General features: G+C 43.0%; 4 protein-coding genes. All 4 read left to right on the forward strand.

Annotation, left to right across the window (positions count from 1 at the left end):
- Nucleotides 1-321 precede the first annotated feature (321 nt).
- Entirely contained in the window at nucleotides 322-627 is a 306-nt protein-coding gene (locus CAG69_RS06485) for a PTS sugar transporter subunit IIB (protein ID WP_025767645.1), read from the forward strand.
- A gap of 89 nt (nucleotides 628-716) precedes the next feature.
- Nucleotides 717-2051 carry a PTS sugar transporter subunit IIC gene (locus CAG69_RS06490; protein ID WP_005397441.1) on the forward strand — a complete coding sequence of 445 codons (1335 nt, stop codon included), beginning with the start codon at nucleotides 717-719 and terminating at the stop codon, nucleotides 2049-2051.
- 51 nt (nucleotides 2052-2102) lie between these two features.
- Nucleotides 2103-2414, forward strand: a complete 312-nt coding sequence (locus CAG69_RS06495; protein WP_161443278.1) for a PTS lactose/cellobiose transporter subunit IIA — start codon at nucleotides 2103-2105, stop codon at nucleotides 2412-2414.
- Between the two features lie 10 nt (nucleotides 2415-2424).
- Nucleotides 2425-3331 (forward strand): family 4 glycosyl hydrolase (locus CAG69_RS06500; protein ID WP_161443275.1); only part of this gene is annotated, 907 nt, incomplete at its 3' end.

The following is a 3331-nucleotide window of genomic DNA, read 5'->3' on the forward strand; positions in this document are numbered from 1 at the left end:
TCGGTTTGAGCAAATGAGTATTGTGATAGTGCGGCACTTACAAGCGTTGCAATAGCCAATTTATTAAATTTCATTCTCTATTCCTTTTTAGAAATTAATAACGACGTTGTCAGTAGTAATATATTGATAATTTGAAACCTAATGTGGTGTCTTAATTTATTTCCTGACTTTTATCCTAGACCTAGATAATTACTAAAAAACAGGTCGTATTTTCTAAATTGGGATTGTGTTCACGAACAATGCAACCGGTTGTGCTTTTTTGTCTTGGTTATTTTTGCTACAGTTTTTGCAGGTTGAAATTTACACAACGGGAGTAAGGCTATGAAAAAGATCCTTTTATGCTGTAGCGCAGGGATGTCAACCAGTATGCTTGTTAAAAAAATGGAGCAAGCTGCTGAAAATAAAGGAATTGAGTGCAAGATTGATGCGATGTCAGTGAATGCATTTGAAGATGCAATTAAAGAGTACGATGTTTGTCTTCTCGGGCCTCAAGTACGTTTTCAGCTAGAAGAGCTAAGAAAAACGGCGCAAGAGCATGGTAAAAACATTGATGCGATTTCTCCTCAGCATTATGGAATGATGAAGGGAGAAGAAGTACTAGAGCAAGCATTAGAATTAATTAACTAAACCATAGTTTTAAATTAAAAAAAGATAACTGTACATCAAATATAAATATTTGATGCGGGATTCTTTTGCCTAAAATAAGGATGGATTCTATGAAGCTTTATGACGCAATTATAGGCGCAGTCGAAAAGCATATAGCCCCTATAGCAGCAAAAGTGGGGAATCAGCCCCATGTTCGAGCAATGAGAGACGGTTTTATAGTTGCAATGCCGTTTATTATTGTCGGTAGTTTCATTTTGATTTTTGCATTCCCACCATTTGCCGAAGACACGACCTTTACTTTTGGTCGAATTTGGCTCGATTTCGCCACCACACATTTTGATACCATAATGATGCCCTACAACATGTCGATGGGGATCATGACCATTTTTGTTTCGCTCGGCGTTGCTTATAGCTTAGCTAAGGCTTACAAGATGGATGGGATCACGAGTGCTGTATTGTCGCTGATGTCTTTTTTACTCATCGCGGCCCCTGCTAAAGATGGCGCGTTGTCTATGTCACACATGGGAGGAACCGGGATCTTCACCGCAGTGATGTGTGCATTCTTCTCGGTAGAGCTCTACCGTTTTATGAAAAAGCACAATATTACGATTCGTATGCCAGAGCAGGTGCCACCGGCGATTGCACGATCATTTGAAGTACTGTTACCAGTCTTAGCGATATTTATTACCTTATATCCACTTAGCCTTTTCGTGCAAACCCAGTACGACATGCTGATTCCAGATGCGGTCATGGCAGTCTTTAAGCCTTTAATTAGTGCGTCTAACTCATTGCCTGCCATTATTGGCGCTCTATTGCTTTGCCAACTACTTTGGTTTGCGGGTATCCATGGTGCTGCAATTGTTGTGGGGCTGCTTTCTCCAATTTTCTTGACCAACATTGGTGCCAACATCGAAGCCTTTGTTGCAGGTGAACCGATTCCAAACGTATTTACTCAGCCTTTCTGGGATTTTTACATCTTTATCGGTGGCTCTGGTGCAACACTTGCTCTTGTTATGCTGATGTCATTTAGCCGTTCTGTTCACCTTAAGAGTATTGGTCGAATGAGTGCGGTGCCTGGCTTCTTCCAAATCAATGAGCCTGTGATCTTCGGTAGCCCAGTTGTGATGAACCCGACCTTGTTTATCCCGTTCGTCTTCGCTCCAGTCATCAACGCTACGATTGCGTACTTTGCTGTGCATGTCGGCTTTGTGGGTATGGGTGTCGCTACAACGCCTTGGACAACACCAGCACTGATAGGTGCTTCGTGGGGTAGCGGTTGGACCTTTGCTCCAGTATTGCTCGTCATTGGTTTATTGATTCTTGATCTAATTATCTACTTCCCATTCTTCAAAATGTTTGAGAAGCAAATGTTGGAGCAAGAACTACCAACGACGAAAGAAACTAAAGATGAGGCGCAACCTTCAGGCGAAGGTGTTACTGCTTAACGGTGCTTAATGGGCCGCAATTACCGCGGCCCGATTTTCGGAGAGAAAATGATGGAACAAGAATTGGTTGTGATGGAGATCATCTGTAATGCTGGCGAAGCCAGAAGTTTGAGCTACGAGGCGTTGCGTTTATCTAGAGAACAAGAGTTTGATGCGGCTGAGGAGAAGCTCTCTCAAGCAAGAGAGTGCATTAACAAAGCCCACTTAATTCAGACTCAGTTGATTGAGGAAGATCAGGGGGAAGGGAAAGTCCCGATGACGTTAGTGATGGTGCATGCTCAAGATCACCTGATGACTACGATTTTGGCTCAAGAAATGGCTGTAGAAATCGTTGCACTGAACAAAAAAATCTCGAACAAATAAGGGGAGAAAAATGTCTAGAGAGGCGATCAAACTTGCCATTATTGGCGGTGGTAGTAGTTATACCCCTGAACTGGTTGAAGGAGTTATTAAGCGCTTAGAATATTTACCCGTTAAGAAGATTCATTTTGTGGACATTGAGTCAGGAGCTGAGAAGCTTGAGATTATCAAAGGTCTAGCGCAGCGAATGGTTGATAAAGCAGGTGCAAAGATTGAGATAAAAGCAGACTTTGATCGTCGTGCTGCGATAAAAGATGCGGACTTTGTGATGACGCAGTTCCGTGTGGGTGGTCTTGCTGCTCGTGCTAATGACGAGCGAATTCCAATTAAATACGACGTCATCGGCCAAGAAACAACAGGCCCTGGTGGGTTTGCTAAAGCACTGCGAACCATCCCGGTTATTCTTGATATATGTAAAGATATTGAAGAGTTGGCACCCAATGCATGGATGCTCAATTTCACCAACCCTGCGGGTTTGGTCTCTGAAGCCGTCAGTAAGTACACCAAAGTAAAGAGTATTGGTTTATGTAATGTGCCGGTTTCGATGGAAATGATGATCGCAGAAATGATGGAGTGCGAGCCAAAAGAGCTACAACTTGAGTTTGCCGGATTAAACCATCTCGTTTGGGTGCACAAAGCATGGCTCAATGGAGAAGATATTACTCAAACAGTATTAGAGAAAGTCGGTGATGGTGCTAACTTCAGCATGAAGAACATCTGGGAAGAACCGTGGGATCCAGCATTTCTAAAAGCGCTGGGGGCGATACCATGTCCTTACCATCGTTATTTCTATCAAACCGATGCTATGCTCGCTGAAGAGAAACAAAGCGCGGGTGAAAAGGGCACTCGTGCTGAGCAGGTAATGGAAACAGAAAATGCGCTATTCAAGCTCTATCAAGATCCTAATCTCGATCATAAGC

The organism is Vibrio sp. V43_P6S15P86 (genome assembly GCF_009904725.1).
Classification (GTDB): Bacteria; Pseudomonadota; Gammaproteobacteria; order Enterobacterales; family Vibrionaceae; genus Vibrio; species Vibrio diabolicus.

What these genes read in the sequence shown, in the direction of transcription:
- CAG69_RS06490 (WP_005397441.1), top strand. Translation starts at nt 717, where the DNA reads ATGAAGCTTTATGACGCAATTATAGGCGCAGTCGAAAAGCATATAGCC.
- CAG69_RS06485 (WP_025767645.1), top strand. Translation starts at nt 322, where the DNA reads ATGAAAAAGATCCTTTTATGCTGTAGCGCAGGGATGTCAACCAGTATG.
- CAG69_RS06495 (WP_161443278.1), top strand. Translation starts at nt 2,103, where the DNA reads ATGGAACAAGAATTGGTTGTGATGGAGATCATCTGTAATGCTGGCGAA.